This window comes from Enterobacter oligotrophicus, assembly GCF_009176645.1.
Classification (GTDB): Bacteria; Pseudomonadota; Gammaproteobacteria; order Enterobacterales; family Enterobacteriaceae; genus Enterobacter; species Enterobacter oligotrophicus.
On record NZ_AP019007.1, the window covers coordinates 4,188,651 to 4,215,390 of the forward strand.

General features: G+C 54.9%; 24 protein-coding genes, 2 tRNA genes, 3 other RNA genes and 1 riboswitch. Of the genes, 16 read left to right on the forward strand and 13 right to left on the reverse strand.

Annotated features, from left to right (window positions below):
- Nucleotides 1-116: 116 nt before the first annotated feature.
- Together EoCCA6_RS19990 and EoCCA6_RS19995 are read left to right on the forward strand one after the other, a co-directional pair.
- Nucleotides 117-1,745, forward strand: coding sequence for an ABC transporter substrate-binding protein (locus EoCCA6_RS19990; protein ID WP_152084137.1), 1,629 nt, complete (start codon nt 117-119; stop codon nt 1,743-1,745).
- Nucleotides 1,746-1,887: 142 nt separating this feature from the next.
- Nucleotides 1,888-1,975 (forward strand) — tRNA-Ser (locus EoCCA6_RS19995).
- Nucleotides 1,976-2,032: 57 nt separating this feature from the next.
- Here EoCCA6_RS19995 and EoCCA6_RS20000 read toward each other — a convergent pair.
- From EoCCA6_RS20000 to EoCCA6_RS20010, 3 genes are read right to left on the reverse strand one after another with little or no spacing between them, the layout of a single operon-like run.
- Nucleotides 2,033-2,791: an ABC transporter ATP-binding protein gene (locus EoCCA6_RS20000; RefSeq protein ID WP_152084138.1), complete on the reverse strand. Its 759-nt coding sequence runs from the start codon at nt 2,789-2,791 to the stop codon at nt 2,033-2,035.
- Nucleotides 2,788-3,828, reverse strand: a complete 1,041-nt coding sequence (locus tag EoCCA6_RS20005) for a FecCD family ABC transporter permease (RefSeq protein WP_152084139.1) — start codon at nt 3,826-3,828, stop codon at nt 2,788-2,790. The genes EoCCA6_RS20000 and EoCCA6_RS20005 overlap by 4 nt, the downstream gene beginning before the upstream one ends.
- Nucleotides 3,828-4,841, reverse strand: coding sequence for an ABC transporter substrate-binding protein (locus EoCCA6_RS20010; protein ID WP_174779605.1), 1,014 nt, complete (start codon nt 4,839-4,841; stop codon nt 3,828-3,830). The genes EoCCA6_RS20005 and EoCCA6_RS20010 overlap by 1 nt, the downstream gene beginning before the upstream one ends.
- A gap of 151 nt (nt 4,842-4,992) precedes the next feature.
- On the opposite strand from EoCCA6_RS20010, the gene EoCCA6_RS20015 reads away from it, so the two are divergent.
- Nucleotides 4,993-5,080 (forward strand) — tRNA-Ser (locus EoCCA6_RS20015).
- 74 nt (nt 5,081-5,154) lie between these two features.
- On the opposite strand, the gene EoCCA6_RS20020 is transcribed toward EoCCA6_RS20015, so the two are convergent.
- On the reverse strand, nt 5,155-6,156 hold the full coding sequence (locus EoCCA6_RS20020) for a magnesium transporter (protein WP_152084140.1): 1,002 nt from the start codon (nt 6,154-6,156) through the stop codon (nt 5,155-5,157).
- A 60-nt stretch (nt 6,157-6,216) separates the two neighbouring features.
- Nucleotides 6,217-6,386, reverse strand: a riboswitch (M-box (ykoK) riboswitch).
- A 155-nt stretch (nt 6,387-6,541) separates the two neighbouring features.
- Between EoCCA6_RS20020 and EoCCA6_RS20025 the strand changes: the two genes are divergently transcribed.
- Together EoCCA6_RS20025 and agp are read left to right on the forward strand one after the other, a co-directional pair.
- The gene (locus EoCCA6_RS20025; protein ID WP_152084141.1) at nt 6,542-7,045 is read left to right on the forward strand and encodes a DedA family protein; all 504 of its coding nucleotides are present in this window, start codon (nt 6,542-6,544) and stop codon (nt 7,043-7,045) included.
- A gap of 114 nt (nt 7,046-7,159) precedes the next feature.
- Nucleotides 7,160-8,401 carry a bifunctional glucose-1-phosphatase/inositol phosphatase gene (agp, locus tag EoCCA6_RS20030; RefSeq protein ID WP_152084142.1) on the forward strand — a complete coding sequence of 414 codons (1,242 nt, stop codon included), beginning with the start codon at nt 7,160-7,162 and terminating at the stop codon, nt 8,399-8,401.
- Between the two features lie 34 nt (nt 8,402-8,435).
- Here the strand turns inward: agp and EoCCA6_RS20035 are convergent, their stop codons facing one another.
- Together EoCCA6_RS20035 and wrbA are read right to left on the reverse strand one after the other, a co-directional pair.
- Entirely contained in the window at nt 8,436-8,663 is a 228-nt protein-coding gene (locus EoCCA6_RS20035) for a YccJ family protein (RefSeq protein WP_152084143.1), read from the reverse strand.
- Nucleotides 8,664-8,681: 18 nt separating this feature from the next.
- Nucleotides 8,682-9,278: an NAD(P)H:quinone oxidoreductase gene (gene wrbA / locus EoCCA6_RS20040; RefSeq protein WP_090279120.1), complete on the reverse strand. Its 597-nt coding sequence runs from the start codon at nt 9,276-9,278 to the stop codon at nt 8,682-8,684.
- Between the two features lie 391 nt (nt 9,279-9,669).
- Between wrbA and EoCCA6_RS20045 the strand changes: the two genes are divergently transcribed.
- The 3 genes from EoCCA6_RS20045 to rutR all read left to right on the forward strand — a co-directional run bounded on the left by EoCCA6_RS20045 (nt 9,670) and on the right by rutR (nt 11,545).
- Nucleotides 9,670-9,840, forward strand: a complete 171-nt coding sequence (locus tag EoCCA6_RS20045; RefSeq protein WP_059354485.1) for a con-10 family general stress protein — start codon at nt 9,670-9,672, stop codon at nt 9,838-9,840.
- A 116-nt stretch (nt 9,841-9,956) separates the two neighbouring features.
- Nucleotides 9,957-10,862 carry a DMT family transporter gene (locus tag EoCCA6_RS20050; protein WP_152084144.1) on the forward strand — a complete coding sequence of 302 codons (906 nt, stop codon included), beginning with the start codon at nt 9,957-9,959 and terminating at the stop codon, nt 10,860-10,862.
- Nucleotides 10,863-10,906: 44 nt separating this feature from the next.
- Nucleotides 10,907-11,545: an HTH-type transcriptional regulator RutR gene (rutR, locus tag EoCCA6_RS20055; protein ID WP_152084145.1), complete on the forward strand. Its 639-nt coding sequence runs from the start codon at nt 10,907-10,909 to the stop codon at nt 11,543-11,545.
- Between the two features lie 59 nt (nt 11,546-11,604).
- Here rutR and EoCCA6_RS20060 read toward each other — a convergent pair whose 3' ends face one another.
- The gene (locus tag EoCCA6_RS20060; protein ID WP_152084146.1) at nt 11,605-12,006 is read right to left on the reverse strand and encodes a lysozyme inhibitor LprI family protein; all 402 of its coding nucleotides are present in this window, start codon (nt 12,004-12,006) and stop codon (nt 11,605-11,607) included.
- A 102-nt stretch (nt 12,007-12,108) separates the two neighbouring features.
- Nucleotides 12,109-16,071, reverse strand: coding sequence for a trifunctional transcriptional regulator/proline dehydrogenase/L-glutamate gamma-semialdehyde dehydrogenase (gene putA, locus EoCCA6_RS20065; protein WP_152084147.1), 3,963 nt, complete (start codon nt 16,069-16,071; stop codon nt 12,109-12,111).
- 423 nt (nt 16,072-16,494) lie between these two features.
- On the opposite strand from putA, the gene putP reads away from it, so the two are divergent.
- Both putP and EoCCA6_RS20075 read left to right on the forward strand, forming a co-directional pair.
- Nucleotides 16,495-18,003 carry a sodium/proline symporter PutP gene (putP, locus tag EoCCA6_RS20070; RefSeq protein ID WP_152084148.1) on the forward strand — a complete coding sequence of 503 codons (1,509 nt, stop codon included), beginning with the start codon at nt 16,495-16,497 and terminating at the stop codon, nt 18,001-18,003.
- 117 nt (nt 18,004-18,120) lie between these two features.
- Nucleotides 18,121-18,540 carry a DUF3574 domain-containing protein gene (locus EoCCA6_RS20075; RefSeq protein ID WP_152084149.1) on the forward strand — a complete coding sequence of 140 codons (420 nt, stop codon included), beginning with the start codon at nt 18,121-18,123 and terminating at the stop codon, nt 18,538-18,540.
- 71 nt (nt 18,541-18,611) lie between these two features.
- Here the strand turns inward: EoCCA6_RS20075 and EoCCA6_RS20080 are convergent, their stop codons facing one another.
- Nucleotides 18,612-19,796 carry a NupC/NupG family nucleoside CNT transporter gene (locus EoCCA6_RS20080; RefSeq protein WP_152084150.1) on the reverse strand — a complete coding sequence of 395 codons (1,185 nt, stop codon included), beginning with the start codon at nt 19,794-19,796 and terminating at the stop codon, nt 18,612-18,614.
- Between the two features lie 251 nt (nt 19,797-20,047).
- On the opposite strand from EoCCA6_RS20080, the gene efeU reads away from it, so the two are divergent.
- The 4 genes from efeU to phoH all read left to right on the forward strand — a co-directional run bounded on the left by efeU (nt 20,048) and on the right by phoH (nt 24,629).
- A complete protein-coding gene (efeU, locus tag EoCCA6_RS20090; RefSeq protein WP_152084152.1) occupies nt 20,048-20,881 on the forward strand; it encodes an iron uptake transporter permease EfeU in 834 nt (277 codons plus the stop codon).
- Between the two features lie 43 nt (nt 20,882-20,924).
- Nucleotides 20,925-22,052: an iron uptake system protein EfeO gene (efeO, locus tag EoCCA6_RS20095; RefSeq protein WP_152084153.1), complete on the forward strand. Its 1,128-nt coding sequence runs from the start codon at nt 20,925-20,927 to the stop codon at nt 22,050-22,052.
- Between the two features lie 5 nt (nt 22,053-22,057).
- On the forward strand, nt 22,058-23,341 hold the full coding sequence (gene efeB, locus EoCCA6_RS20100) for an iron uptake transporter deferrochelatase/peroxidase subunit (protein WP_152084154.1): 1,284 nt from the start codon (nt 22,058-22,060) through the stop codon (nt 23,339-23,341).
- 499 nt (nt 23,342-23,840) lie between these two features.
- Complete coding sequence (phoH, locus tag EoCCA6_RS20105; protein WP_168714504.1) at nt 23,841-24,629, forward strand: phosphate starvation-inducible protein PhoH; 789 nt, start codon at nt 23,841-23,843, stop codon at nt 24,627-24,629.
- 66 nt (nt 24,630-24,695) lie between these two features.
- On the opposite strand, the gene EoCCA6_RS20110 is transcribed toward phoH, so the two are convergent.
- A complete protein-coding gene (locus tag EoCCA6_RS20110; RefSeq protein WP_152084156.1) occupies nt 24,696-25,061 on the reverse strand; it encodes a winged helix-turn-helix transcriptional regulator in 366 nt (121 codons plus the stop codon).
- A gap of 89 nt (nt 25,062-25,150) precedes the next feature.
- On the opposite strand from EoCCA6_RS20110, the gene EoCCA6_RS21555 reads away from it, so the two are divergent.
- Entirely contained in the window at nt 25,151-25,306 is a 156-nt protein-coding gene (locus EoCCA6_RS21555) for a hypothetical protein (protein WP_167515555.1), read from the forward strand.
- Complete coding sequence (locus EoCCA6_RS20115) at nt 25,306-26,085, forward strand: SDR family oxidoreductase (RefSeq protein ID WP_152084157.1); 780 nt, start codon at nt 25,306-25,308, stop codon at nt 26,083-26,085. The genes EoCCA6_RS21555 and EoCCA6_RS20115 overlap by 1 nt, the downstream gene beginning before the upstream one ends.
- 147 nt (nt 26,086-26,232) lie before the next feature.
- Here EoCCA6_RS20115 and EoCCA6_RS20120 read toward each other — a convergent pair.
- The 3 genes from EoCCA6_RS20120 to EoCCA6_RS20130 form a co-directional block, all read right to left on the reverse strand.
- Nucleotides 26,233-26,369, reverse strand: a non-coding RNA gene (locus tag EoCCA6_RS20120) — RtT sRNA.
- Between the two features lie 45 nt (nt 26,370-26,414).
- Nucleotides 26,415-26,552, reverse strand: a non-coding RNA gene (locus EoCCA6_RS20125) — RtT sRNA.
- Between the two features lie 45 nt (nt 26,553-26,597).
- Nucleotides 26,598-26,735, reverse strand: a non-coding RNA gene (locus EoCCA6_RS20130) — RtT sRNA.
- Between the last annotated feature and the right edge of the window lie 5 nt (nt 26,736-26,740).

A 26,740-nucleotide genomic window follows, 5' to 3' on the forward strand; every position in this document is an offset into this window, starting at 1 on the left:
TGCGCGATTTATTCAGATCAACCTCTTATAGGTTACTGAAATATATTGCCTTATTACTTCCGGAGCGCTAAGAGTTATCTCCGGATCGTCAAAAAACAGACAATAAGGCGAAGGAAATGAAACCACAATCACGCATGCACGTTACCCTTTCTTTGTTATCCGCAGGGCTTCTGTGCGCCAGCACGGCGACCTGGGCGGCTAACGTACCAGCAGGAACACAGCTGGCTGAAAAACAGGAACTGGTCAGGAATAATGGCAGTGAGCCGTCAACGCTCGATCCGCATAAAGTCGAAAGCGATGTCGAATTTAATATTATCAGTGATTTATTCGAAGGGCTGGTGAGCGTCTCCCCGTCAGGTGAGATCCAGCCGCGGCTGGCGGAAAAATGGGAAAACAAAGACAACACCGTCTGGACCTTCCATTTGCGTCCGGGCATTACATGGAGCGATGGCACTGCCATTACGGCGGAAGATGTTGTCTGGAGCTGGCAGCGTCTGGTTGATCCTAAGACAGCTTCGCCGTATGCCAGCTATCCGGGCAATATGCATATCGTTAATGCGGCAGACATTGCCCAGGGTAAACAAACGCCGGACAAACTGGGCGTCAAAGCGATCGATGACGCTACGCTGGAAGTCACGCTCACCCAACCTAATGCCGCATTCCTGGCGATGCTGGCACACCCGTCGCTGGTACCGGTCGATAAAGTGCTGATTGGTCGATTTGGTGAGAAGTGGACCCGGCCGGAACATTTCGTCAGCAGCGGTGCCTATAAGCTCTCGCAGTGGGTGGTCAACGAGCGCATTGTGGCCGAGCGTAACCCGCGCTACTGGGATAACGCTCATACCGTCATCAACAAGGTGACATACCTGCCAATCACCTCAGAAGCCTCGGATGTGAACCGCTATAAAGCGGGTGAGATTGACATTGTGTACACCGTGCCAATCAACCAGTTTGCCCAACTGAGGAAAACGCTGGGTAGCGAGCTGGACGTGTCTCCGCAGCTTGCTACTTACTATTATGAATTCAACACCACACGACCGCCATTTAACGATGCCCGCGTGCGAAAAGCGCTGAATATGGCGCTGGATAAAGACATCATTGCGGAAAAAGTGCTGGGTCAGGGGCAACGTCCGGCATGGCTGATCAGCCAGCCGAATATTGGCGGTGTAACATTGAAGAATCCGGATTACGCCAGCTGGCCGATGGATAAACGCATTGCCGAGGCGAAAAAACTGCTGGCTGAAGCCGGGTTTAACGCCGACCATCCGCTCAGTTTTAATCTGCTCTACAATACCTCTGAATCGCACCAGCGCATTGCCATTGCCGCCAGCTCCATGTGGAAGAAAAATCTCGGCGTGGAGGCGAAGCTGCAAAATCAGGAATGGAAAACCATGCTGGATACCATGCATACCCATAACTTCGATGCAGTGCGCTACGCCTGGATTGCGGATTATGACGATGCGGCGACCTTCCTGAACAACTTCCGCACCGGCGACAGCGAGAACACCAGCCAGTACAGCAACCCGGATTACGATCAGGCGCTGGTAAATGCAGCAAAAGCCAAGACGCCGGAAGCGCGCGGGAAGTTCTACCAGCAGGCGGAAGATCTCCTGGGGCGCGATGTTCCCGCTATTCCGGTTTACCACTACGTGCGTACACACCTGGTGAAACCGTGGGTGGGTGGATTTACGCCAGACAAACTGGGTTATTACTTCACCAAAGATATGTACATCAAAAAGCACTGAGCAGCGGTAAGATTTTGTGTTGATAAAATGGTCAATGCGTTGTCAATTCAACCGATTAAACACGTGTTGGCTATTTTTCAGGCGAACGAATGCAATCACCCTTTACAGGGCGCAATGAGGTGTTTATAGTGCGCCTCATTCCGGAAGTGTGGCCGAGCGGTTGAAGGCACCGGTCTTGAAAACCGGCGACCCGAAAGGGTTCCAGAGTTCGAATCTCTGCGCTTCCGCCAGATAAGGAATAGCCCCGCGATAGCAATATCGCGGGGTTTTTCTTTTCAGGGCCAAAGTCACCCCATGATATAGCTGATCGCGATTTTCTCGTCTTCCCGTTTAACCCTCGCTTTAACGTTCCAGGTTTTCTCAATATTGTCCGGCGTAAGGACATTTTCGGGTGTACCGATGGATGAAATGCGTCCGGATTTCAGCAGCACCAGACGCTGACAGTAGTTCGCCGCCAGATTGAGATCGTGCAGGGCTATGACCACCGTGAGCGGCAGTTGCGAAATCAGGGTCATCAGTTCCAGCTGGTACTGGATGTCCAGGTGGTTTGTCGGCTCATCCAGCAGTAATACGTGCGGTTGTTGCGCCAGCGCGCGGGCTATCTGGCTGCGCTGGCGCTCTCCACCCGATAATTGCCCCCAACGCCGGTGACGAAGCGTGTTTAGCCGCATTAAACGTATCGCCTCTTCAACGGCCAACTCATCTTCATCGGTGAAGCGCCGGAGCGCCCTTCGGTAGGGCGTTCGACCCAAACGGACGATCTGTTCGACGGTAAGTTCCCCGTCAACCTCAGCATGTTGAGGTACAAAGGCCAGCTGTTTTGCTCGTATCCTGAGTGGCACATCACCAAGCATCCTGCCGTTAAACGCGACACGTTGCGCGTGTTGCGGGAATAGCCCCGCCAGACAGCGCAACAGCGTTGATTTCCCTGAGCCGTTTGGTCCAAGCAGGCCGATGATTTGTCCGGATGGCAGTTCAAGATCGATCCCCTTCAGGACCGTTTGTGATTGCATTGTCACCTGTAATCCGGCAACGGAAATGTTCATTTTTTAGTCTCCCGGTTGCGATACAGCAACACCACAAACGCAGGGGCACCCACCAGGGCTGTCACCACACCAATCGGCAGCACCTGATGCGTTATCACGGTACGAGACACGATATCCGCCACAATCATAAAGTGACTGCCGATCAGGAACGTCAGTGGAACGGATCGACTATGTCCAGGGCCGCCGATCATGCGTGTCACGTGAGGGATCACCAGCCCGACAAAGCCCACTGCGCCAATTGCGCTCACCAGGGTTGCGGTGACTAACGCGCAGGTGAGCAGCAAAATAACGCGGACGAAGGTCACCGGAATGCCCAGCGTCGTGGATACCTCATCGCCAAAGGAGAACGTATCCAGTGCACGGGCAAAGGTTAACACCACAATTAAGCCCAGCATCGTCACCGTCAACGCCAGTATCGCATCCGGCCAGCGCACACCGCTCAGGCTCCCCAGAAGCCAGAACATCACGCTACGTGATTGCTCGGCGTTTGCTGAGGTACTGACCACATACGCGGTCAGTGCATTGAACAATTGCGTTCCGGCTATTCCAGCCAGCAAAATGCGCGACGGACTTTCGGTCATGCCATTGGTAATAAGCATGATGAGCACGAAAGCAGCGCAGGAGCCCACAAACGCACCGCTACTGACGCCGAGCGTACTGCCGCCGATCCCCAGCAGCATCACGCACACGGCCCCCAGGGACGCCCCGGCAGAAACACCCAGCAGGTAAGGTTCAGCTAATGGATTGCGCAGAATCGACTGCAGTACCAACCCGGACAGTGCCAGACCACCGCCGCTGCACGCTGCCATCAGCGCCCGGCTCATCCGGTACTGCCAGACAATGCCTTCTTCTGTCTGGGGCAGAACATACGAGGTGACTCCCAGCCCGTTGAGGATCGCTTTTGCCGTGCTGGTATACGACACCGCCATATCCCCGATACTGGCGGCGAATACCAGCATCAAGGGTAAGGCAATGACAGCCAGCGTGATCGGGCCTCGCTGGTTCCAGCGAGGTAAGGTTAAGGGGAAACGGTTCATTACCTGGCCTGAAACAAGACAAGCTGTTGGCTGATTTTCTCAACGGCATCAACGGTGCGCAGCGAAGGGTTCAGGGACATCGCCGGAACAACAATAATGCGATTATTTTTGACCGCGGGAATATTCTTCGTTACCGGATCGCTTAGCAAAAAGGCCTTTTTAGCGGCAACATCATCGGCAGGGTAGAGCCTCCGCGCCATATCAGCAATGACGATAACATCAGGCTGTGCCTGAGCGATATGCTCCCACGTCACGGCAGGCCACTCATCATGGGAATCAATAATATTCTGCAACCCGAGCGTACGGCTGATCCAGCCAGGAGCCCCGTAATCCCCGGCTACCCAGGGATCGCCGTTCAGTCTGCTGCTTGAAAACCAAAATACAACTTTCAGCGGTGCGCGCGAATTTGCGCCAGCTTGCTGTTGCGCATGCGCAATGCGTTTTGTCAGCGTTGTATTCAGCTGCTTTCCTCGCTCTGCGACATCAAAAATCGTCGCTAGATCGCTCACTTCCCGCTCAATCTCCGCCATTGAGAAGGGCGCACTGCGCGCGCCATCCGCGTTTGAGTTTTCGGTTACGCCTTTATTTGTGCAGTCCGCCGGAGAAATCCAGGTGTTGATCCCCAGCGATGCAAACTGTTCGCGGGTGCCGACTTCACCTTGCGGTCCGATGTGCCAGTAATACTGGGCGAGCACCAGATCGGGTTTTTGCGCCACAACCGCTTCAAAAGAGGGAGAGTTGTCGGCCAGCTTTTTGAGATTTTTACCGGCCTCCGCCAGAGGCGCTGGCAGCTTTTCAAACCAGACTGACGTAGCGCCAATTGTTTTCTCCAGCCCTAATGCCAGCAGTAATTCGGTCTCATGCTGCCCGACGGTGACAACATGCTTCGGTGGCGCAGAGAACGTTTGTTTTATCCCACAGTTTTCAAGCGAAAGAGGGAAGGTTGATGAGGCAAAAGTGACATGAGCAAAAGTCATTAACACAGATATTACTAGCGCTTTTTTGGTAAACACGATCCCGATCCTTCAATTGTTATGTTATAACATAATACATGTGTTGGCGCTGAGAGCAACCGTCTCACCGCGGCGGGAGCGAAACATGTTTAAATTCCTCAATTTCCTGCTTTACATAGCGCGTTGAGACGTTTATAGTGCGCCTCACTCTGGAAGCGTGGCCGAGCGGTTGAAGGCACCGGTCTTGAAAACCGGCGACCCGAAAGGGTTCTAGAGTTCGAATCTCTACGCTTCCGCCAAATTTGAAAAGCCCTGCAATAGCAATATTGCAGGGCTTTTTGTTTTTACCTGGCGTTACCGGGAAAGGGGGATATTACTCCAGCCCCAGCGTGTACTGGGCAATCTTGAAGTAGATAATCAAGCCGGTGCCGTCGATCAGGGTAGCGATAAACGGCGCGGAGACCACGGCAGGGTCGATACCACAGCGCTTAAGTACCATCGGGATCACAGAAGAGACAGTCGCGCTCCACAGTGTTATACAGACCAGCGTCAGGCTGACAATAAGGGTAATTTCCAGCCCAATCCCCATCATCCATGCCCGGAAACATCCTGCCAGGCCGAGCGTGACGGCGATCATGAGCGAGGTGCTCATCTCTTTGCGCAGTACGCGGCCAACATCGCGTAAATGCACTTCTCCCAGCGCCATCGCGCGCACCAGCGTGGAGGTAATTTGCGTACCGCTGTTTCCCCCTGTACCAATCAGCAATGGAATAAAGAACGCCAGCGCAATGGCGGATTCCAGCGCCTCTTCAAAATGCTGAATGACTGAGCTGGTATAAGCCTCGGCAACAAACAGCAGCAGTAGCCAGACGGAGCGTTTTTTCCACAGGCTGAATGCGCTGGTTTCCAGATACGGTTTTTCCAGCGGCAGAGTGGCCCCCTGAAGCTGGGCATCTTCCGTCACATCATCCTCCAGCAGATGCGCAATTTCGCGCTCTGTCAGGCATCCGACCAGTTTTCCGTGCGTGACCACAGGAACCACGTCGGCCTCTCCGTGGGCCAGCAGTGCGGCAATATCCGCGCGTTCGTCTTCAGGTTTAACCTGAATAAAATGCGACACCATCAGAGCGTTAACCGGTTGCACCGTATTGGCTTCCTGCAATAATCTGCGAACGGCAATCATACCGGCCAGACGACCATTATCTTCGATGAAAATATGCGACGGAATATCATTGTCTTTTAATTTCTCGAAAAACTGTTCGCGCGCCAGTCCCACGCATAATGAGATATCAAGAGCGATAAAATCGGTATTCATATATTGCGCGATCGCGCTTTCATTGAATGCCGGGTTTTGGTTGTGAATGGAGTAAGACATAGTGAATTCCCTTTGAATAATAAAATCTCTCAGGGGCGAGCAAGACAGGGCATGTCGAAGAAGAGATCCCCACGTCCTGGGTTCAGCACTGTACACCGTATCCTTTTCAGGAAGTTATACTGACAAAGCCTTGATTCGACAGTGCCTGTTTTACCCTGTGCCGGTTCTCTCGAACCCACCAGAGCGATAACGTGTATTTGTACAGGAGCCTCGCCATAACGAGATCGTTGTAAACGAGGGGGATAATACGCTTATTTTTTCCTGCTGCTTTGAAATTTAAATAATGTTTAAGAAATGTTTAGGTGATTATTTCTGTTAACACGTTGAGGGTTTATTTAAGGTTATTAACTTTAAATGGAGGATTAAATAACGCGGAGGCGGGGAGATGGCATGGTTAGATAATTTACTTAATCATTTTGCGCTTTATCCAGCTCATCTGTTCGCGTTGTTATTTGCAATGGCACTGGGTAAATCGACGGTGATTATCTCCTCTGTGCTTCCGCCCGCGTCGGTCATGTTGCTGGCGGGAATAACCGTCAGCCAGCCGGGTTTACATCCGGGTCTCGCATGGCTCGCTGTTGTGATGGGGGCAACGGCGGGCTCGTTGCTGAATTACCATACAGGACAATGCATGGGCGATACGCGCTGGGTCACGCGCTTCACCTCAAAACATGCTGATAAATTTTTGCGTGTACAGCATCAGCTACAGAAAAACGGCGTGCTGGTCCTGTTTACCTCCCGTTTTCTGGCGGTGTTGCGTTATATCGTGCCGCTGGCGGCGGGTATGCTCAGGCTCAGCGTGGTGAAGGTCTATCTTATCAGCCTGGTTTCGGCCTCCGTATGGGCGGCGCTGTATGTGGGCGCGGCCATTGGCATCACGCTTTTCTGAACCCTGAACGCCCTTTCTGCCCGCGTAATTATCAGTTTGAGAAATGCTTCCGGGAAAATTGTCATCAATCTGTCACACTTGATCCGACCTTTAAAACCGAGTGAGGAATTAGGGATGAGAAAAGCACTACTCGCGATTGCCGTGGCAGGTTCAGTTTCAGTGACGTTTGGTGCCCAGGCGCAAGAGACGCCGGACGGGTATCAGCTGGAACAAGTTTTAATCATGAGTCGCCATAACCTGCGTGCGCCGCTCGCCAATAACGGCAGCGTGCTGGAGCAGTCCACGCCAGAAAAGTGGCCGGAATGGGATGTACCGGGTGGTCAACTGACGACCAAAGGCGGTGTGCTCGAAGTCTATATGGGCCACTATATGCGTGAGTGGCTGGCAAAACAGGGCATGGTCACCACGGGCGAGTGTCCGCCAGCGGATACCGTTTATGCCTACGCCAACAGTCTGCAGCGCACCGTAGCGACCGCGCAATTCTTTATTACCGGGGCGTTTCCGGGGTGTGATGTTCCGGTGCACCATCAGGAAAAAATGGGCACGATGGACCCGACCTTTAATCCGGTCATCACTGATAACTCGCCTGAATTCCGTGAAAAAGCACTGAAAGCAATGGCGGCGGAACGCCAGAAAATGCAGCTTGATGAGAGCTACAAGCTGCTGGAGCAGATGACAAATTACGCGGAATCACCGTCCTGCAAAGAGAAAAAAGTCTGCTCGCTGACCGGGGAGAAAGATACGTTCAGTGCAGAATACGAAAAAGAGCCCGGCGTTTCCGGGCCGCTTAAGGTCGGTAATTCCCTGGTCGATGCCTTTACGCTGCAGTATTACGAAGGCTTCCCGCTTGATCAGGTTGCCTGGGGCGATATCAAAACTGACCAGCAGTGGCGGGTACTGTCGAAGCTGAAAAACGGTTATCAGGACTCGCTGTTTACCTCTACGGAAGTTGCGCAGAACGTTGCTAAACCGCTGGTTAAGTACATCGACAAAGCCCTGGTGACTGAACAGGCGAAAGCACCGAAAATCACGCTGCTGGTGGGGCATGACTCCAACATCGCTTCGCTGCTGACGGCGCTTGATTTTAAACCCTATCAGTTGCATGACCAGCAGGAGCGGACCCCCATTGGCGGCAAGATTGTGTTCCAGCGCTGGCATGATAAGGGCGCGAATCGTGAACTGATGAAGATTGAGTATGTTTATCAAAGCTCAGAACAGCTGCGAAATGCCAGCGCACTGTCGCTGCAGTCTCCGGCGCAGCGCGTAACGCTGGAGCTGAAAGGCTGTCCGGTGGATGCCAACGGCTTCTGTCCGATCGATAAATTTAATGCGGTAATGAACGACGCGGCGAAATAGCAAGACAACCCCCCGCAGCGGCGGGGGGAAACGTTCAGACGTTTTTACGTTCGATGGTTTGCTCACCCCAGAAGAGCGAATCTTTGTCCGTTTTCCCGAAGGCGCGCTCCAGAACTTCATCGCTGCCTTCTTCCCAAATCTGCTCTGCCAGTTTTTCATCGTATTTTGCGACTTCAAAGATGGCTTCGGCAATCTCCGGCGAGGTATTACGTAAACTTGCCCATTCGCCCACGCGGTGAGCTTTGGATTCTTGAGTTGGCATGCTTGTCCTCCTGTTGGGTTAGCCGTTCAGTTTTTTGGCAAGACCCGCGACATATTCACCCTGATACCGGGCGATAGAGAGCTCTTCATTGCTGGGCTGACGTGAACCATCACCACCCGCAATAGTGGTGGCACCGTAAGGCGTGCCGCCGCGAACCTGAGAGACATCAAACAGTTCCTGCGCACCGTAGCCAATAGGCACAATCACCATTCCATGATGAGCAAGGGTAGTCCAGGTTGAGGTGATTGTCTGTTCCTGGCCGCCCCCCGTACCGGTGGAACTGAAGACGCTGGCGAGCTTGCCGTATAATGCACCCGATGCCCAAAGTCCTCCGGTCTGATCGAGGAAGGTGCGCATCTGGCCTGACATATTGCCAAAGCGGGTAGGAGTGCCAAAGATAATGGCATCGTATTCGGCCAGCTCCTGCGGGGTCGCGACCGGGGCGTTTTGGGTTTTCCCCCCGGCTTTGGCGAAGGCTTCGGCCTGCATGGTTTCCGGTACACGCTTCACCACAACCTCAACGCCATCCACTTTGTTTGCACCTTCTGCAACTGCGTGAGCCATGGTTTCAATGTGTCCATACATGGAATAATAGAGCACCAGAACTTTTGCCATTTTGCATCACTCCTCGTTTGTTTTTTCTGACAGCGGATCGCTGCGTTCTTTTAAAGATATGACATCACAGCCAGACTGCAAAAATGAACAGCATTTCTTTGATTTATAACAATAAATTTTAAAATGCCGTTTGTAGCAAACTGAAACAACTTTAATGGCGTGGATTTTTTAATGTATAAGAAAGGCTTATGAATAACCGCCGCGTTATCTCATTCGAAAGGCTGAGATCATGTTGCAGGATATTACTGTTAACTGGCCGGATAGCCTCATTCCACTAAGATTAGTTTCACGCGACGCAGATAAAGGCACTGTCCTTAAGTCGCCAGGTGAAAGAATCCTCTTTTACTGAATGCAATATGATGTCTAATGTTTAACACTCTGGAGGTTAGAGATGGCAAACCATCGTGGTGGTTCAGGTAATTTCGCTGAAGACCGTGAAAGAGCATCAGAAGCAGGTCGTAAAGGTGGTCAGAGCAGCGGGGGCAACTTCAAAAATGACCCTCAGCGCGCATCTGAAGCTGGCAAAAAAGGGGGTAAAAACAGCCACGGCAGCAGCAAGTAATACGCCGGGTTGATCCTCTGCCGCCGGGTTTCCCGGCGGTTTTTTTATTTCTGCAACATTGAACTGTAACCAAAGGCATCGCACACTACAGAATCGATGATTATTGCTGGTGCCTCATGTCTGCTTCACGTTTCAAATTCTCCGTTAAACCTCAGGAAGCCATCCTCATTCTCATCACCATGTTCTGGGGTGGAACATTCCTTGCCGTCCAGTATGCCGTCACCCTGAGCGATCCGTTCTTTTTTGTCGGCCTGCGGTTTGCAACGGCGGCGATTGCCGTGGCGTTGATCTCGTTAAAAACCCTGCGTGGGCTGACTCTCAAAGAGCTAAAGGCCGGAGTGGCGATCGGTATCGCCATTGCGATGGGCTACAGCCTGCAGACGTGGGGGTTGCAGACCATCTCCAGCAGTAAATCCGCTTTTATTACCGCCATGTATGTCCCGCTGGTGCCGTTACTGCAATGGCTGTGTCTGGGGCGACTCCCCGGCCTGATGTCCTGCATCGGGATTGTGCTGGCGTTTATCGGCCTGATCCTGCTGGCGGGGCCAGAAAACTCGCTGCTGGCACTGGGGCCCGGTGAACTGATCACGCTTATTGGCGCGGTGGCGATTGCGGCGGAAATTATCCTGATTAGCGCCTGGGCGGGAAAAGTGGACGTCAGGCGGGTGACGGTGGTGCAACTGGCAACCGCGTCGCTTGTGGCATTTGTCACCATGGTTCCGGCAGGAGAGTCTGTTCCGCCAATGTCCACTGGATTACTCGTCGTCGCGCTGGGGCTGGGCATCTTTAGCGCCATTATCCAGGTCACGATGAACTGGGCGCAGCGCAGTGTTTCTCCGACGCGCGCCACGGTTATCTACACCGGTGAACCGGTCTGGGCGGGTGTGTTCGGACGGCTCGCCGGGGAGCGTCTGCCGTGGCTGGCAATAGTGGGCGCAGCGTTTATCGTCGCTGGCGTGCTGGTGAGCGAGCTAAAGCTCAGAAAGCGCCGGAGCGAGGCGGGGGATCTGACGGTTGAGTAAAGCCAACCCATGGATTCATTTTAAGAAAAACAAGGAGAGCGAAAATGACTCAGGCGGCAGTGAAAAGACCCGGTAAACGTTCGCAGGCGGTGAGCGCCAAGAAGCAGGCGATATTCAGCGCGGCGCTGGATACGTTTTCGCAGTTTGGCATTCACGGCACGCGCCTTGAACAGGTGGCCGAGCAGGCCGGGGTGTCTAAAACCAATCTGCTCTACTACTACCCGTCGAAAGAGGCGCTGTATGTGGCGGTGATGCAGCAGATCCTCGATATCTGGCTGGCCCCGCTAAAAGCCTTTCGTCAGGAACTGGCTCCGCTGGTGGCGATTAAAGAGTACATCCGCCTGAAGCTGGAGGTCTCCCGCGACTACCCGCAGGCGTCACGGTTATTCTGCCTGGAAATGCTGCAGGGGGCACCGCTGCTGCAGGCTGAACTGACAGGGGATTTAAAACAGCTGGTGGACGATAAATCCGCGATCATCGCTGGATGGGTTGCCAGCGGGAAGCTGGCACCCGTTGAGCCGCATCATCTGATCTTTATGATTTGGGCCTCCACCCAGCATTACGCTGACTTTGCGGCCCAGGTTGAAGCGGTGACCGGCAAAACGCTGCAGGATGAGGCGTTTTTCCAGAGCACGCTGGAAAACGTGCAGCGAATGATTATCGAAGGGGTCCGCGTGCGTTAGTTCCCCTCACCCTAACCCTCTTCCCAAAGGGGAGATGTGCTGTCTTTTCTCCCTCGCCCCTATGGGGAGAGGGCCGGGGTGAGGGGACAGCTTAAATCGCCTTCTTCACACTGCATCAGCGAGGCCAGAAACGCTTCGCGCTCGACGGTTTTCTCCGCCAGGCACTGGTTAATAATCATTGGCTGAACGCTGCCACCTTCCGTACCCGAGCCGATAAAGGCGCAGTCCGCATCGCGCAGGCCGATCCACGCCTGCTGCGCTTTTTTCAGCAGGTCGCGCTGGGGGGCAGCCGCGCGTTTAATGGCGGCCTGATACGTCTGGTTGAGCTTCTTGTCGGCGGCCTGGTACTGCTCAGCGCTACAGGTATTCAGTTCAAGCTGGGTAGTGGCGTTGTCGCACTCGTTGGCCAGCGCGCTGGCGCTCAGGAGCAGTGCTGCACCTGCAATCAAATATCGTTTCATCGTCCCCTCCATGTAAAAAAGCCGGATGCGCTGAGCTTATCCGGCCTACGGTGACACTGGTAGCCCCGGTAAGCGTAGCGCCTCCGGGGAGAGTTTACACGATTAACCGATGGTCATCAGGCTGGCGTTACCGCCCGCCGCCGCGGTATTGACGCTGAGCGAGCGCTCCACGTACAGACGCTCCAGCAGCAGGTTGGTTTCTCCGCGCGCAAAGCCCTGCACTGAGACAATCGCCCCGCTGCGTGCCGCAACCTGCTCGCACAGCTCGCGTAACTGGTCGGAATCACCGTGGTAAATGACCGCATCAAACGGCTGGGTGAGCAGGGCATCGGTTTTCGCAAAGTGGATGCGGGCCGAGACCTCCTTCGGCAGCTGTTTGGCGAGGTCGCGATGCAGCGCATCTTCCGGCCACAGCACTTCACAGCCCGTCGCAGCGGCGGCGGCCAGTTGAACCAGTGCGTCCTGCTCGTTATCCGCCACGCACAGCACGCGCTCGCGCGGCATCAGCGTCCAGGTGTTGCGCTCGCCGGTTGGACCCGGCAGCAGACGCTGCGTACCCGACTGCGCCAGCTCACCATACTGCTGCGCGACAGCACGCAGCTCAGGGCGTTTCTCTGCCCACGCGATGAGCGCGTCCAGCGGCTGTGTCAGTACGGATTTCAGTTGCGCATCCACCGGACGTTCCGCATCCTGACGTGCCAGCGTCACGCTCAGCGCATTCTCCGGACGGTTCGCCAGCAGACGGTACAGATAGAGCGGACCGCCCGCTTTCGGGCCGGTGCCGGACAGACCTTCGCCGCCAAACGGCTGTACGCCTACCACGGCACCGACCATGTTGCGGTTCACGTACAGGTTGCCCACTCTGGCACTGCCGGTGACCTGGGCAATGGTTTCGTCGATGCGGGTATGCACGCCGAGCGTCAGGCCATAGCCGGAAGCGTTGATCTGCTCAATCAGCTCCTTCAGGTTGTTACGGTTGTAGCGCACCACGTGCAGTACCGGGCCGAAGACCTCTTTTTTCAGTTCATCGAAGCTCGCCAGTTCAATCAGCGTTGGCGGCACGAAGGTGCCGGTCTGCCACTCGCGGGCATCCTCGCTGTTCTCACGCACCGCCTGGAATACCGGGCGGCCTTTGGCACGCATGGCCTGAATGTGGTTTTCAATATTGGCTTTGGCTTCCGCGTCGATCACCGGCCCGATATCAGTGGTGAGACGGCCCGGATTGCCCATGCGGCATTCGGCCATTGCCCCGCGCAGCATCTTCAGCGTGTGGTCGGCCACGTCGTCCTGCAGACACAGCACGCGCAGAGCCGAACAACGTTGACCGGCGCTGTCGAAGGCGGAGGCCAGCACGTCAACCACCACCTGCTCGGTCAGCGCGGAGGAGTCAACGATCATGGCGTTCAAGCCGCCAGTTTCGGCCACCAGCGGCGTCGGGCGTCCCTGCGCGTCCAGACGCGTCGCAATATTGCGTTGCAGCAGCGTCGCCACTTCGGTGGAGCCGGTAAACATCACGCCGCGCACGCGGTTATCAGAAGTCAGTTTCGCGCCGACCGTCTCACCACGCCCCGGCAACAGCTGGACCACGCCCGCTGGTACGCCTGCTTCAAGAAGAATGTTAATGCCCTGCGCGGCAATCAGCGGCGTTTGCTCTGCCGGTTTCGCCAGCACGCTGTTGCCTGCGGCAAGGGCGGCGGCAATCTGGCCGGTGAAGATCGCCAGCGGGAAGTTCCACGGGCTGATACACACCACCGGGCCGAGCGGACGGTGCGTTTCGTTATCGAAATCATCACGCACCTGGCATGCGTAGTAGTGCAGGAAGTCGACGGCTTCACGCACTTCGGCGATGGCGTTGCTGAAGGTTTTCCCCGCTTCGCGTACCAGAATCCCGATGAGCGACTGCATCTGATCTTCCATCAGCACCGCCGCGCGTTCCAGAATGGCGGCACGCTCCTGCGGCGGCGTGGCGAACCAGATTGGTGCGTTGTTCACCGCGCTGTCCAGCGCCTGATCGACTTCCGCTTCGGTCGCTTCACGCACGTAGCCGACAATATCTTTCGGCTCGGCCGGGTTGATCACCGGCTGCATGTCGCCGTCCTCGACAGACTGCTCAAGGATCGGTTTGGCCTGCCATTTCTGCAGCGCGCTGTTGAGCAGGGCAGAAGAGAGGGATGCCAGACGGTGTTCGTTGGCGAGATCCAGGCCCGCCGAGTTGACGCGGCCTGCGCCATACAGTTCGCGCGGCAGGGCAATCTTCGGATGCGGCAGACCAATCTGGCCTTCCTGCGCGGCCATCTTCTCTACGGCCTGCACCGGATCGGCTACCAGCTCGTCCAGCGGCAGCGTGGTATCGGCGATGCGGTTAACGAAAGACGTGTTGGCCCCGTTCTCCAGCAGGCGACGCACCAGGTAGGCCAGCAGGGTTTCGTGCGTTCCTACAGGAGCATAAATACGGCACGGACGGTTCAGCTTGCCGTCCGCCACTTTTCCGGTGACCTGCTCGTACAGCGGTTCACCCATACCATGCAGGCACTGGAACTCGTACTGGCCGGGATAGTAGTTTTGTCCGGCCAGGCTGTAAATCGCCGCCAGCGTATGGGCGTTGTGGGTGGCGAACTGTGGGTAGATCAGGTTCGGCACGCCGAGCAGCTTTTTCGCACAGGCGAGGTAAGAGACATCGGTGTAGACCTTGCGGGTATAGACCGGATAGCCTTCCAGACCTTCCATCTGCGCGCGTTTGATTTCGCTGTCCCAGTACGCACCTTTCACCAGACGGATCATCAGGCGGCGGCGACTGCGGCTTGCCAGGTCAATCAGGTAATCAATGACGAACGGGCAACGCTTCTGGTATGCCTGGATAACGAAACCAATGCCGTTCCAGCCTGCCAGCTCCGGCTCGAAGCACAGTTTTTCCAGCAGATCGAGGGAGATCTCCAGACGGTCTGCTTCTTCAGCATCGATGTTGATGCCAATGTCATACTGGCGCGCCAGCAGCGTCAGGGATTTCAGGCGTGGGTACAGTTCTTCCATCACGCGGTCGTACTGCGCGCGGCTGTAACGTGGATGCAGCGCGGATAATTTAATCGAGATGCCAGGGCCTTCATAAATACCGCGGCCGTTAGAGGCTTTACCGATGGCGTGGATCGCCTGCTGGTAGGAGACCATATACGCCTGAGCGTCGGCAGCAGTGAGCGCCGCTTCACCCAGCATGTCGTAGGAGTAGCGGAAACCTTTATCTTCCAGCTTGCGGGCGTTGGCCAGCGCTTCGGCAATGGTCTCGCCGGTCACAAATTGTTCACCCATCAGGCGCATCGCCATGTCCACGCCTTTGCGGATCAGCGGTTCGCCGCTCTTACCGATAATGCGGTTCAGGGAGCGGGAGAGGTTGGCTTCGTTGTGGGTGGAAACCAGCCTGCCGGTAAACAGCAGACCCCAGGTGGCGGCGTTCACGAACAGCGACGGGCTGCGGCCAATATGTGACTGCCAGTTGCCGTTGCTGATTTTGTCGCGGATCAGCGCGTCGCGGGTCGCTTTATCCGGAATACGCAGCAGCGCTTCCGCCAGGCACATCAGCGCCACGCCTTCCTGAGAGGAGAGGGAGAACTCCTGCAGCAGCCCCTGAACCATCCCGGCGCGGCCGGTGGCGGTTTTCTGATTACGCAGTTTGTCGGCCAACTGATATGCCAGGCTGTGCGCCTGGGCGGCGATGGCTTCCGGCAGGCGAGCCTGCTCCAGCAGCATCGGCACAGCGTCGGTTTCGGCGCGGCGGTATGCACCGGTGATGGCGGCGCGGCTAACGGACTGCGGCAGGATCTGCTCGGCGAATTCGAGGAACGGCTGATGATTTTCTTCAGCCACGGTTGTGGCCTCTTCGCTTTCATTCGCTGCGCCCGTCAACAGGGCGGGCAGTTCAGGCAGCCCTTCTTCGCTCTCGAGCCTTTCCAGATAGTTAAAAATGGCCTGCTTAATTAACCAGTGCGGTGTGCGATCGATACGGGTTGCTGCGGTTTTAATCCGTTCGCGGGTCGCGTCATCCAGCTTAACCCCCATGGTGGTCATCCCCATGCCAAAACTCCTGTTGTGCTTTAATCGTGTTCTGTCGTTAGCGTGAAATATCCACCATGTTGCAACTTTGTGCAACCGTGTTAAATGTGACCTGGTCTGCAACCCGGAAAATGAATGGATTGTTAACGGTTGGTTAGCCAGGAAAAAGTATGGGCTTCTGCATCTCACACCTGTTTTTATGCGGAACTTAACACTTTTTAAAGGTGCAACCCGTAAAAGCGTGAGCGAGTGCAACCTATAGGAAAGACGTATAAAACCAGGGATGAATTTGATGTAAATGCAGTGTTAAATCGTTTGTGCGCGGGGACAGCTTACGGCAGGATACGCGCGGCCAACAGAAACACATACACACATCACTACGTTCCGGTGATGACATAACAAGGCAACCCGGACGGTTGTCGCTCGACATTTTGGAGAATTTGAATGGCAATTAGCACACCGATGCTGGTGACATTTCTCGTTTATATTTTTGGCATGATCCTGATAGGGTTTTTGGCGTGGCGTTCAACGAAAAACTTTGACGACTACATTCTGGGCGGACGCAGTTTAGGCCCGATGGTGACTGCACTCTCTGCAGGCGCATCCGACATGAGCGGCTGGCTGCTGATGGGGCTGCCGGGGGCAATTTTCATCTCCGGTATTTCTGAAAGCTGGATCGCGATTGGCCTGACAGTGGGCGCGTGGATCAACTGGAAGCTGGTGGCAGGCCGTCTGCGCGTGCATACCGAAGCCAACAACAACGCCCTGACGCTGCCGGATTACTTCACCGGACGTTTCGAAGATAACAGCCGCATTCTGCGTATTATCTCCGCGGTTGTGATTTTGCTGTTCTTCACTATCTATTGTGCTTCCGGCATCGTGGCGGGCGCGCGTCTGTTCGAAAGCACCTTCGGCATGAGCTATGAAACGGCGCTGTGGGCCGGTGCGGCGGCAACCATCCTCTACACCTTCGTGGGCGGGTTCCTGGCGGTAAGCTGGACGGATACCGTGCAGGCGAGCCTGATGATTTTCGCCCTGATCCTGACGCCGGTGATTGTGATTTTCACCGTCGGTGGCTTTGCTGATTCGCTGGAAGTGATCAAGCAGAAGAGCATTGAAAACGTCGACATGCTGAAGGGACTGAACTTCGTGGCCATCGTCTCCCTGATGGGCTGGGGCCTGGGCTACTTTGGTCAACCACACATTCTGGCGCGCTTTATGGCTGCCGATTCTCACCACACCATCGTTCATGCGCGTCGAATCAGTATGACGTGGATGATCCTCTGTCTGGCTGGCGCGTGTGCGGTAGGCTTCTTCGGTATCGCCTACTTCAACAACAACCCGGCGCAGGCGGGCGCGGTGAACCAGAACGCCGAGCGCGTGTTCATCGAGCTGGCGCAGATCCTGTTCAACCCGTGGATTGCCGGTATTCTGCTGTCAGCGATCCTTGCGGCTGTGATGTCCACCCTCAGTTGCCAGCTGCTGGTCTGCTCCAGTGCGATTACCGAAGACCTCTACAAAGCGTTCCTGCGTAAAGGCGCGAGCCAGCAAGAGCTGGTATGGGTAGGGCGCTTTATGGTGCTGGCAGTGGCGCTGGTGGCGATTGCGCTGGCCGCAAACCCGGAAAACCGTGTGCTTGGTCTGGTGAGCTACGCGTGGGCAGGCTTTGGTGCGGCATTTGGCCCGGTGGTCCTGTTCTCCGTGATGTGGTCACGCATGACCCGTAACGGCGCGCTGGCGGGAATGATCATTGGTGCAGTTACCGTTATCGTCTGGAAACAGTTCGCGTGGCTGGGCCTGTACGAAATTATTCCGGGCTTCATCTTCGGCAGCATCGGTATTGTGGTGTTCAGCCTGCTGGGTAAAGCGCCGTCTGCGTCCATGCAGAAACGCTTTGCAGAAGCGGATGCGCATTATCGCTCTGCACCGCCGTCTAAACTCCAGGCAGAATAATTTTTCTCGCTGCACAATGTAGGCCGGGTAAGCGCAAGCGCCACCCGGCTTTTTTCTTGCCAAAATCCATAATTTCCTGTGATATCCATATACTTATAACAATGAGGATAGCGAAGCATGACAATCAAAGCAGGGGTAATGGTGGCGGCAGTATTGATGCTGGCTGGCTGCACTGCTCCCTCGCAGCACGCGGCGGTGGAGACCTGCAAAGCCGAGAATCAGATGCAGCAGACCACGCTCTATTTCGGTCTGAACCGTCCGGCCGGGGCGCAGATCACGAACAACGAGTGGCAGCAGTTTGTTGACCAGGACGTGACGCCGCGTTTTCGCGATGGTTTAACGGTATTTGATGCGCGCGGTCAGTGGCTGGGGAATGATGGAAAAGTGGCGCGTGAGCCGAGCAAGGCGCTGATGCTTATCCACGGCAAAGATACGCAGAGTGAGACAAATATCGAAGCATTACGTGGGATCTATAAGTCACGCTTCGCGCAGGAGTCGGTGATGCGGGTCGATCAGCCGGTGTGCGTGCAGTTTTAATAAAAAACGGCGGGATAACCCGCCGTTGTTATGTTGTATGCCGGGTAAGCGAAGCGCCACCTGGCATAGCATCACAGCACTAATCCAGCAAAGCTCGCCGACAGCAAACTCACCAGCGTCGCGCCATACACCAGCCGCAAGCCAAAACGTGACACCACATTGCCCTGCTGCTCGTTCAGCCCCTTAATCGCCCCTGCCACAATGCCGATGGACGCGAAGTTAGCAAACGACACCAGGAAAACGGACAAAATGCCCAGCCCGCGCGGCGTCATCTGATGGGCAATTTTCTGCAGCTCAATCATTGCGACAAATTCATTCGCGACCAGCTTCGTCGCCATAATACTGCCTGCGTTTAAGGCATCACTCAGCGGAATACCCACCAGCCATGCCAGCGGATAAAACACATAGCCCAGGATCTGCTGGAAGCTCATGCCAAATACGCTGGAGAACAGGGCATTAACGGCGCTGATAAGGGCAATAAAGCCAATCAGCATCGCCAGAATAATCATCGCCACTTTAAAACCGGCCAGAATATATTCGCCCAGCATTTCAAAGAAGCTCCGGGATTCATGCAGTTTTTCCAGTTTGATATCCGGCTCCGCTTCCGGGCGCGCCGGGTTGATAACGGAGAGAATAATAAAGGTGCTGAACATGTTCAGAATAAGTGCCGCGACGACAAATTTAGCGTCGAGCATGGTCATATAAGCACCGACAATCGACAGAGAAACGGTCGACATCGCCGTAGCGGCCATTGTGAACAGGCGGCGAGACGAGAGATCGCCCAGTACACTTTTGTAAGCAATGAAGTTTTCCGACTGACCGAGGATTAGCGAACTCACCGCATTAAAAGACTCCAGCTTACCCATGCCGTTCAGCTTCGACAGCAGCGTACCGATAACCCGAATAAAGACCGGCAGAATTCGCCAGTGCTGAAGAATACCAATCAGCGCGGAAATAAAAATAATTGGGCAGAGCACGCCAAGGAAAATGAACGCCAGACCTTTTTCACCCATTCCGCCAAAGACAAAATTGGTCCCTTCGGCGGCGAATTTAAGCAGAGACTCAAAGAAGCCGGACACATACTTAATAATGAACAGGCCGCTTTCTGCATGCAGGAAAAAGAATGCCAGCGCTATTTCAATGGCAATGAGTTGTAAAACAAAACGAATGCGGATTTTTCGGCGATCGAAACTCACCAGCCAGGCGAGCGCAAGGATAATCGCCAGCGCCAGCAGGAAATGGACAATGTTATACATGATTGATGATCTGCAGATTAATGAGGCGCATATTTAGCCATAGCGAAGGTTAACCGTAAATGGGCATTTTCGTTATAACTTATAAACTTAACGATAACTTATGCGATTATTATCCCGCGATGCGTTTACATCTCGTCATCAAAACACCACACATTTCGCTTGTTTTTCTTGTTGCCGTAATGATAATCACTATCAAAAGAATTTACTTTTCTTTGCATCAGTTGACCGCGATAAACATTTAAGGTGTCGGCATGTTTGTTCCATTTCTCATTATGTTACGTGAAGGCCTCGAAGCGGCCTTGATTGTCAGCCTTATCGCCAGTTACCTGAAGCGAACCCAGCGCGGACGCTGGATTGGTGTGATGTGGGTGGGCGTGTTTCTCGCCGCGGGGCTCTGTCTGGGCCTGGGGATTTTGATCAACGAAACGACCGGTGAATTCCCGCAGAAAGAACAAGAGCTGTTTGAAGGTATTGTCGCGGTGATTGCGGTGGTGATCCTCACCTGGATGGTGTTCTGGATGCGTAAAGTCTCCCGCAATGTAAAAGTGCAACTGGAGCAGGCGGTGGATAACGCTCTGCAAAAGGGCAATAACCACGGCTGGGCGCTGATCATGATGGTCTTTTTCGCTGTGGCGCGCGAGGGGCTGGAGTCGGTGTTTTTCCTGCTGGCAGCGTTTCAACAGGATGTCGGTATCTGGCCACCTGTTGGTGCAATGCTGGGGCTGGCAACCGCCGTGGTGCTGGGCTTCCTGCTCTACTGGGGCGGCATTCGCCTTAACCTGGGCGCATTCTTTAAATGGACCAGTCTGTTTATTCTGCTGGTGGCGGCGGGGCTGGCGGCAGGGGCAATCCGCGCCTTCCACGAAGCGGGACTGTGGAATCACTTCCAGGACGTGGCGTTTGACCTCAGCAACGTCATCACCACCCATTCTCTGACCGGCACCCTGCTCGAAGGTATCTTCGGTTATCAGGAAACGCCGAGCGTCAGCGAAGTGGCGATCTATTTCATCTATCTCATTCCGGCGCTGGTGCTGTTCTTCATGCCCTCGCGCCCCAGCACGCAGCCGTCGCGTACTGCGCCCTGAAGTGCTCATTGTAGTTACAACATACTTTAAAAAGGGAAGGGTCATGGCAATTCAATTTCGTCGTAGTGCGTTACAGGCTGGTGTGGCGGCGCTGATTGCGTCTGCATTCGCTGCGCAGGCTGCGGATATTCCGCAGGTTAAAGTCACCGTTAATGATAAGCAGTGTGAGCCGATGACCATTACGGTCAACAGCGGTAAGACGCAGTTTATTATTCAAAACCACAGCCAGAAGGCGCTGGAGTGGGAGATCCTCAAAGGCGTGATGGTGGTGGAAGAGCGTGAAAACATCGCCCCTGGTTTTAGCCAGAAAATGACGGCTAACCTGCAGCCGGGCGAGTACGACATGACCTGCGGCCTGCTGACTAACCCGAAAGGCAAGCTGATCGTGAAAGGTGAAGCGACGGCAGATGCCGCTAAAGGCGAAGCGTTGCTGAGCCTGGGCGATGCTATCACGGCGTACAAAGCCTATGTCACCAAAGAGACGGCAGACCTGGTCACAGGCACCAAAGCCTTTACCGACGCGGTGAAAGCGGGCGATATCGAAAAAGCGAAATCGCTTTATGCCCCAACCCGTCAGCACTATGAGCGCATTGAGCCAATTGCCGAGCTGTTCTCTGACCTCGATGGCAGCATTGATGCCCGTGAAGACGATTACGAGCAGAAAGCCGCCGATCCGAAATTCACCGGTTTCCACCGCCTGGAAAAAGCGCTGTTTGGCGATAACTCCACCAAAGGGATGGAGAAATACGCTGAGCAACTTAACAGCGATGTGCTGGATCTGCAAAAGCGTATCAGCGAGCTGGCGTTCCCGCCGTCAAAAGTGGTGGGCGGTGCGGCCGGTCTGATTGAAGAAGTGGCCGCCAGCAAAATCAGTGGTGAAGAGGATCGTTACAGCCACACCGACCTGTGGGATTTCCAGGCGAACGTAGACGGTGCGAAGAAAATTGTCGATCTGTTGCGTCCTCAGTTGCAGAAAGCGAACAGCGAACTGCTGGCGAAAGTGGATGCCAACTTTAAGAAAGTCGACACCATTCTGGCGAAGTATCGCACTAAAGACGGCTTCGAAACCTACGACAAACTGACCGATGCTGACCGTAATGCGCTGAAAGGGCCTATTACCACGCTGGCAGAAGATCTGGCTCAGTTACGTGGCGTTCTGGGCCTGGACTAAGCACCATGAACAAGCAAGACGAGTATGACGTCGCTGAACCTTCACGACGTCGATTGCTGAAAGGAGTAGGGGCGCTTGGCGGCGCGCTTGCTCTGGCTGGGGGCTGTCCGGTGGCACATGCGGCAAAACCGCAAAGTGCCCCCGGCACGCTGTCGCCGGATGCCCGCATGGAGACGCAGCCGTTTTATGGCGAGCACCAGTCGGGTATTCTGACGCCGCAGCAGGCCGCGATGATGCTGGTGGCGTTTGATTCGCTGGCGAGTGATAAGGCCGACCTGGAACGTCTGTTTCGCCTGCTGACGACGCGGATCGCGTTTCTCACCGCAGGCGGCCCGGCACCGGACACGCCAAACCCGCGCCTGCCGCCAATGGACTCCGGCATTCTGGGGCCGTTTATCGCTCCGGATAACCTGACGATTACCGTGTCGGTGGGGGAGTCACTGTTTGATGACCGTTACGGCCTGGCGAAGCAGAAGCCGAAAGCGCTGCAAAAAATGACGCGCTTCCCGAACGATTCCCTTGATGCGGCGCTGTGTCATGGCGATCTGCTGCTGCAGATTTGCGCCAACACTCAGGACACGGTGATCCACGCGTTGCGCGATATTATTAAACACACCCCGGATCTGCTGAGCGTGCGCTGGAAGCGGGAAGGGTTTATCTCTGACCACGCCGCCCGCAGCAAAGGGAAAGAGACACCGGTTAACCTGCTGGGCTTCAAAGACGGCACGGCTAACCCGGACAGCAGCAATGCTGCGTTAATGAAAGATATCGTCTGGGTGACGGACAACCAGGATGAACCCGTCTGGGCCGTGGGCGGCAGCTATCAGGCGGTGCGGATTATCCAGTTCCACGTAGAGTTCTGGGACCGTACCCCGCTGAAAGAGCAGCAGACGATCTTTGGTCGCGACAAGCAAAGCGGCGCGCCGCTGGGCATGAAGAACGAGCATGATGTGCCGGACTACGCAAGCGACCCGGATGGCGACACCATCGCGCTGGACAGCCATATTCGCCTCGCGAATCCGCGAACGCAAGAAACGCAGTCCAGCCTGATGATGCGCCGGGGCTACAGCTACTCATTGGGCGTCACGAACTCCGGTCAGCTGGATATGGGACTGCTGTTTGTCTGCTACCAGCACGATCTGGAGAAGGGCTTTTTAACCGTACAGAAGCGCTTAAACGGCGAAGCGCTGGAAGAGTACATAAAGCCCATCGGTGGTGGTTACTTCTTTGCCCTGCCAGGCGCACGCAATCGCCAGGCTTATCTCGGCCAGGGATTAATCGAAGCCTGATAATTGTCCCTGCGATAGTTCGCGGGGACATTATTTTTTCATATGACTAACCTTCTGTTATATTTCTGTAATATTCGTATATGAGACTGAATCCACTGCAGGAGTAGTCTGAAAAGTTGCATCTAGGTAAAATAAATGTTGCATTTATGATAAATCCTGATGTACTTAAGATAAGACAGCGGTAGTTCCCGGCAGTGATACTGATTCACTATGGAGATCGCGAATGGTTGCGTCCTGTACTGGACAAGGTAAACAAAACAACCGCAGCACCCGGCGCGGAGGCTCAGACTCCGGCAGCGATTTCTTCACCACGAAATTCCCCCCTTCACCTCAAGAATCTGATTCCACCGACGTGCAGAACGGTGCGCGTAGCTATTCTGTATCGTCATCCGGTAAAGCAAGCAATGGCTTACAAGGAAGCCAACCCTCTGATGTTCGTGCGCATAATCGTGCCGACGCTGGCGCGTGTGATGAATACCAACAACTCAAGGTGCTATCCATGGGAAGACAAAAAGCAGTGATCAAAGCTCGTCGCGAAGCAAAACGTGTGCTGAGACGGGATTCACGTAGCCATAAACAACGTGAAGAAGAATCGGTCACCTCGCTTGTGCAGATGAGTGGCGTAGAAGCAATTGGCATGGCGCGTGACAGCCGTGATACTTCACCAATTGTGGCGCGTAATGAAGCTCAGGCGCACTACCTGAATGCTATCGAGAGTAAACAGCTCATCTTTGCAACCGGTGAAGCCGGATGCGGGAAAACGTGGATTAGTGCAGCCAAAGCGGCGGAAGCTCTGATCCATAAGGACGTGGACAGGATTATCGTCACTCGTCCGGTACTGCAAGCTGATGAAGATCTCGGCTTCTTGCCCGGAGATATTTCGGAGAAGTTTGCCCCGTACTTCAGGCCCGTCTATGACGTGCTGGTGAAGCGACTGGGCGCATCCTTTATGCAGTACTGCCTGCGACCAGAGATTGGCAAGGTGGAAATCGCGCCGTTCGCCTATATGCGCGGACGTACATTTGAAAATGCGGTCGTCATTCTTGACGAGGCTCAGAACGTGACTGCTGCGCAAATGAAGATGTTTTTAACGCGCCTCGGGGAGAACGTGACGGTTATCGTCAACGGCGATATTACCCAGTGTGACCTGCCATCCGGCGTGAAATCCGGACTGAGCGACGCGATGTCACGTTTTGAGGAAGATGAGATGATCGGCGTGGTGCGCTTTACAAAAGATGACTGCGTCCGTTCGGCGCTGTGCCAGCGCACGCTGCAAGCGTACTACTGAGTGTGAGATTGTGTTGAAGGCCTGGGAAACCAGGCCTTATTTTTATGTGCGTCATCTGAGGCGCAATTATAAAGACTTGTGCGTGTCGTCAGCAGGGATGGCCTGACAGGCTTCGCGCTTTTCGGCCCATTTCAGCATGGCATCCAGCGCCGGGCACAGGGCTTGCCCCCATTCCGTAAGGCGGTATTCAACCTTTGGCGGCACCTGCGGGTAGAGTTTTCTCGAAACGATTCCGTCGGACTCAAGCTGTCGCAGCTGTTGAGCTAACATCTTTTGCGAGATCCCAGGGATCAATTTTTCAAAGTCTGAGTAACGCTGAACTTTTCCGTCGAAAAGATGGAAAAGAATGATTAATTTCCAGCGACCTTCCAGCAGTCGAATGACCTCTTCAACACCGAATGCCGCTGTGGCAGGCGTGTAAACCTTACTCATAATTCAGTAACTTACTTTTTTGTGCGTTCTTGATGTTTTTACAGTCTATGGTGAAAATGCCTGTACTGCAACTAACAGGAGCCAGCACGATGCCACTCTTTTTTCCTGCCGCTATTTCTGCCTGCTTTGAGGCGGATATCGCGAATGTTATTCACTGCTTCACGGCAGATGCACGGGTTATTGATGAACTCAGTCATGCTTGCGGACTGGTGGATGGCAAGATCTCAACGCTGGAGATGGTGTAATGTCTATGAATCTTGAGCTACAAGGGAAACGAATTCTGGTAACCGCAGGGACGAAGGGCGTTGGAAAAGCGGTGGTGGGGCTTTTTCGTGAACTCGGCGCGAAAGTGTTAACCACAGCAAGAACACAGCCTGCGGAAGCGATAGCCGATGTTTTTATCGCGGCGGATCTCACCACGATTGAGGGATGTGAGAGCGTGGCCAGAGCGGTACAGGTTCACTTTGGCGGCGTTGATATTATTGTTCATGTTGCCGGTGGCTCAACTGCACCGGGCGGTGGCTTCGCTGCATTAGGTGAAGAGGAATGGCAGCAGGAGTTAAACCTTAACCTGCTGCCTGCCGTCCGGCTGGATCGCGCGTTGTTACCCGGTATGCTGGAGCAGGGGGAAGGCGTGATTATTCACGTTACATCCATTCAGCGTGAACTCCCCTTGCCACAATCGACGACCGGCTATGCGGCGGCGAAGGCCGCGTTATCGACCTACAGTAAAAGCCTGTCAAAAGAGGTTTCTCCAAAGGGTGTACGTGTGGTACGTGTGGCACCAGGATGGATTGAAACGGAAGCGTCTGTGGCTATGGCCGAACGGCTGGCGTTGCAGGCGGGGACAGATTATGAAGGTGGAAAGAAAATTATCATGGATGCCCTGGGGGGTATTCCGCTGGGGCGTCCGTCGAAGCCGATTGAAGTGGCAAACCTGATCGCTTTTCTGGCCTCACCACGTGCGGCAACGATCACCGGAACAGAATTTGTGATTGACGGTGGAACGGTTCCGACGGTGTAGACATCGGGAGCGCTGTAGTTGCGCGCTCAGTCTGTCCAACTGGCTGTCGCCAGTTGTCGAACCCCGGTCGGAGGTTCTCATCCCCCCCAGCCCGGAGAATATAAAAGAAAAAAGCCCGTACTTTCGTACGAGCTCTCATCTTGAATATGGCGGTGAGGGGGGGATTGACTCGCTACGCTCGCCCTGCGGGCAGCCTGTTCGCTGTGCTCACAGTCTGTCCAACTGGCAGTCGCCAGTTGTCGAACCCCGGTCGGAGGTTCTCATCCCCCCAGCCCGGAGAATATAAAAGAAAAAAGCCCGTACTTTCGTACGAGCTCTCATCCTGAATATGGCGGTGAGGGGGGGATTGACTCGCTACGCTCGCCCTGCGGGCAGCCTGTTCGCTGCGCGCTCAGTCTGTCCAACTGGCTGTCGCCAGTTGTCGAACCCCGGTCGGAGGCTCTCATCCCCCCCAGCCCGGAGAATATAAAAGAAAAAAGCCCGTACTTTCGTACGGGCTCTCATCTCAAATATGGCGGTGAGGGGGGGATTGACTCGCTACGCTCGCCCTGCGGGCAGCCTGTTCGCTGCGCTCACAGTCTGTCCAACTGGCTGTCGCCAGTTGTCGAACCCCGGTCGGAGGCTCTCATCCCCCCCAGCCCGGAGAATATAAAAG

What these genes read in the sequence shown, in the direction of transcription:
- EoCCA6_RS19990 (WP_152084137.1), top strand. Translation starts at nt 117, where the DNA reads ATGAAACCACAATCACGCATGCACGTTACCCTTTCTTTGTTATCCGCA.
- EoCCA6_RS20000 (WP_152084138.1), bottom strand. Translation starts at nt 2,791, where the DNA reads ATGAACATTTCCGTTGCCGGATTACAGGTGACAATGCAATCACAAACG.
- EoCCA6_RS20005 (WP_152084139.1), bottom strand. Translation starts at nt 3,828, where the DNA reads ATGAACCGTTTCCCCTTAACCTTACCTCGCTGGAACCAGCGAGGCCCG.
- EoCCA6_RS20020 (WP_152084140.1), bottom strand. Translation starts at nt 6,156, where the DNA reads ATGTCTTACTCCATTCACAACCAAAACCCGGCATTCAATGAAAGCGCG.
- EoCCA6_RS20025 (WP_152084141.1), top strand. Translation starts at nt 6,542, where the DNA reads ATGGCATGGTTAGATAATTTACTTAATCATTTTGCGCTTTATCCAGCT.
- agp (WP_152084142.1), top strand. Translation starts at nt 7,160, where the DNA reads ATGAGAAAAGCACTACTCGCGATTGCCGTGGCAGGTTCAGTTTCAGTG.
- EoCCA6_RS20035 (WP_152084143.1), bottom strand. Translation starts at nt 8,663, where the DNA reads ATGCCAACTCAAGAATCCAAAGCTCACCGCGTGGGCGAATGGGCAAGT.
- wrbA (WP_090279120.1), bottom strand. Translation starts at nt 9,278, where the DNA reads ATGGCAAAAGTTCTGGTGCTCTATTATTCCATGTATGGACACATTGAA.
- EoCCA6_RS20045 (WP_059354485.1), top strand. Translation starts at nt 9,670, where the DNA reads ATGGCAAACCATCGTGGTGGTTCAGGTAATTTCGCTGAAGACCGTGAA.
- EoCCA6_RS20050 (WP_152084144.1), top strand. Translation starts at nt 9,957, where the DNA reads ATGTCTGCTTCACGTTTCAAATTCTCCGTTAAACCTCAGGAAGCCATC.
- rutR (WP_152084145.1), top strand. Translation starts at nt 10,907, where the DNA reads ATGACTCAGGCGGCAGTGAAAAGACCCGGTAAACGTTCGCAGGCGGTG.
- EoCCA6_RS20060 (WP_152084146.1), bottom strand. Translation starts at nt 12,006, where the DNA reads ATGAAACGATATTTGATTGCAGGTGCAGCACTGCTCCTGAGCGCCAGC.
- putA (WP_152084147.1), bottom strand. Translation starts at nt 16,071, where the DNA reads ATGGGGATGACCACCATGGGGGTTAAGCTGGATGACGCGACCCGCGAA.
- putP (WP_152084148.1), top strand. Translation starts at nt 16,495, where the DNA reads ATGGCAATTAGCACACCGATGCTGGTGACATTTCTCGTTTATATTTTT.
- EoCCA6_RS20075 (WP_152084149.1), top strand. Translation starts at nt 18,121, where the DNA reads ATGACAATCAAAGCAGGGGTAATGGTGGCGGCAGTATTGATGCTGGCT.
- EoCCA6_RS20080 (WP_152084150.1), bottom strand. Translation starts at nt 19,796, where the DNA reads ATGTATAACATTGTCCATTTCCTGCTGGCGCTGGCGATTATCCTTGCG.
- efeU (WP_152084152.1), top strand. Translation starts at nt 20,048, where the DNA reads ATGTTTGTTCCATTTCTCATTATGTTACGTGAAGGCCTCGAAGCGGCC.
- efeO (WP_152084153.1), top strand. Translation starts at nt 20,925, where the DNA reads ATGGCAATTCAATTTCGTCGTAGTGCGTTACAGGCTGGTGTGGCGGCG.
- efeB (WP_152084154.1), top strand. Translation starts at nt 22,058, where the DNA reads ATGAACAAGCAAGACGAGTATGACGTCGCTGAACCTTCACGACGTCGA.
- phoH (WP_168714504.1), top strand. Translation starts at nt 23,841, where the DNA reads ATGGGAAGACAAAAAGCAGTGATCAAAGCTCGTCGCGAAGCAAAACGT.
- EoCCA6_RS20110 (WP_152084156.1), bottom strand. Translation starts at nt 25,061, where the DNA reads ATGAGTAAGGTTTACACGCCTGCCACAGCGGCATTCGGTGTTGAAGAG.
- EoCCA6_RS21555 (WP_167515555.1), top strand. Translation starts at nt 25,151, where the DNA reads ATGCCACTCTTTTTTCCTGCCGCTATTTCTGCCTGCTTTGAGGCGGAT.
- EoCCA6_RS20115 (WP_152084157.1), top strand. Translation starts at nt 25,306, where the DNA reads ATGTCTATGAATCTTGAGCTACAAGGGAAACGAATTCTGGTAACCGCA.